This window comes from Ruegeria intermedia (genome assembly GCF_900129345.1).
In the GTDB taxonomy this organism is placed as follows: Bacteria; Pseudomonadota; Alphaproteobacteria; order Rhodobacterales; family Rhodobacteraceae; genus Ruegeria; species Ruegeria intermedia.
In genome coordinates this window covers 1-2,500 of record NZ_FQVK01000052.1, presented here as the reverse complement: position 1 = coordinate 2,500, position 2,500 = coordinate 1, and the positions used below count along the sequence as shown (strand labels likewise).

At 55.1% G+C, this 2,500-nt stretch carries 2 rRNA genes (1 of these 2 cut by a window edge); both read left to right on the top strand.

Annotation, left to right across the window (positions count from 1 at the left end):
* Positions 1 to 1,979, top strand: a 23S ribosomal RNA gene (locus tag F3H26_RS18835) (it extends 888 nt beyond the left edge of the window).
* A 249-nt stretch (positions 1,980 to 2,228) separates the two neighbouring features.
* Positions 2,229 to 2,343, top strand: a 5S ribosomal RNA gene (rrf, locus tag F3H26_RS18830).
* The last annotated feature ends 157 nt before the right edge of the window (positions 2,344 to 2,500 follow it).

Sequence of the window (2,500 nt, the reverse complement as noted above, 5' to 3'; positions counted from 1 at the left end):
CTGGATGGGTAATGGGGCCCCACAGGCTTACTGATCCTAACCAAACTCCGAATACCCGGGAGTACTAGATGGCAGACACACTGCGGATGCTAACGTCCGTAGTGGAGAGGGAAACAACCCTGACCGACAGCTAAGGCCCCCAATTCATGGCTAAGTGGGAAAGCAGGTGGGACGACCAAAACAACCAGGAGGTTGGCTTAGAAGCAGCCATCCTTTAAAGATAGCGTAACAGCTCACTGGTCTAAACAAGTTGTCCTGCGGCGAAGATGTAACGGGGCTCAAGCCATGAGCCGAAGCTTCGGATGCCGTAAGGCATGGTAGCAGAGCGTAGTGTGACATAGAACTCATCCTGTATTGCCGCCGGTTACGTGGCGCGGGCAACCGCGCTCAAGTGGCCGAATAGGCGGTAGCGCAGGATAGAGTTCTTTCGATGAAGCCGGCCTGTGAGGGATCCGGTGGAGAGATCACTAGTGAGAATGATGACATGAGTAGCGACAAAGAGTGTGAGAGACACTCTCGCCGAAAGTCCAAGGGTTCCTGCTTAAAGCTAATCTGAGCAGGGTAAGCCGGCCCCTAAGCCGAGGCCGAAAGGCGTAGGCGATGGGAACCAGGTTAATATTCCTGGGCCGTGGAGTGGTGACGGATCTCGGGTGTAGTTCAGTCTTATCGGATTGACTGGGCTGCTGAGAGGTTCCTGGAAATAGCCCTCCTGTCAGACCGTACCCTAAACCGACACAGGTGGACTGGTAGAGCATACCAAGGCGCTTGAGAGAACGATGTTGAAGGAACTCGGCAAAATACCTCCGTAAGTTCGCGAGAAGGAGGCCCGGTTCCTAGGCAACTAGGGGCTGGGGGCACAAACCAGGGGGTGGCGACTGTTTATTAAAAACACAGGGCTCTGCGAAGTCGCAAGACGACGTATAGGGTCTGACGCCTGCCCGGTGCCTGAAGGTTAAAAGGAGAGGTGAGAGCCTTGAATTGAAGCCCAGGTAAACGGCGGCCGTAACTATAACGGTCCTAAGGTAGCGAAATTCCTTGTCGGGTAAGTTCCGACCTGCACGAATGGCGTAACGACTTCCCCGCTGTCTCCAACATCGACTCAGCGAAATTGAATTGCCTGTCAAGATGCAGGCTTCCCGCGGTTAGACGGAAAGACCCCGTGCACCTTTACTACAGCTTCGCACTGGCATCAGGACTGCAATGTGCAGGATAGGTGGTAGGCTTCGAAGCAGGGACGCCAGTTCCTGTGGAGCCTCCCTTGAGATACCACCCTTTGCATTCTTGATGTCTAACCGCGGTCCGTTATCCGGATCCGGGACCCTGCGTGGCGGGTAGTTTGACTGGGGCGGTCGCCTCCTAAAGCGTAACGGAGGCGCGCGAAGGTTGGCTCAGAGCGGTCGGAAATCGCTCGTTGAGTGCAATGGCAGAAGCCAGCCTGACTGCGAGACTGACAAGTCGAGCAGAGTCGAAAGACGGCCATAGTGATCCGGTGGTCCCGAGTGGAAGGGCCATCGCTCAACGGATAAAAGGTACGCCGGGGATAACAGGCTGATACTGCCCAAGAGTCCATATCGACGGCAGTGTTTGGCACCTCGATGTCGGCTCATCTCATCCTGGGGCTGGAGCAGGTCCCAAGGGTACGGCTGTTCGCCGTTTAAAGAGGTACGTGAGCTGGGTTTAGAACGTCGTGAGACAGTTCGGTCCCTATCTGCCGTGGGTGTAGGAGACTTGAGAGGAGTTGCCCCTAGTACGAGAGGACCGGGGTGAACGATCCACTGGTGGACCTGTTGTCGTGCCAACGGCAGTGCAGGGTAGCTATGATCGGACAGGATAACCGCTGAAGGCATCTAAGCGGGAAGCCCCCCTCAAAACAAGGTCTCCCTGAGGGCCGTGGAAGACCACCACGTCAATAGGCCGGAGATGTAAGCGCAGCAATGCGTTCAGTTGACCGGTACTAATCGCCCGATAGGCTTGATTTGATCCAGTAACAGAAAGACAAATCAAACCAGAAGCATACACCGACCTTGACCAAGGACAGCTAAATTGCGGCAACGCGCATTCGTAAACGAATACGCTGCCTGCCGCGCGTGACAGTCTGCAAAAGCAGACTGCACGGCGTTGATTGAAAACAAAACCGTGCGGCAACGCGCATTCGATTCGCGAATACGCTGCCTGCCGCGCGTCGCTTTCTTGCTCCGCAAGAAAGTCGACGTGGGGATTTTCCTCGGTTTGGTGGTCATAGCGCAAGCAAAACACCCGGTCCCATCCCGAACCCGGAAGTTAAGTGCTGCAGCGCCGATGGTACTTGGGCTCAAGCCCTGGGAGAGTAGGTCACCGCCAAACCTAGTAAAATCCCCCATTCTCTCTAAACGATCAAAAAAGCGACAATGGCCTCCAAAAACAAAAGGCCAATAAAGTCAAAGCCAAAAAAGGGCCAAGACAAACAATCGTCGCGGGGTGGAGCAGCCAGGTAGCTCGTCAGGCTCATAACCTGAAGGTC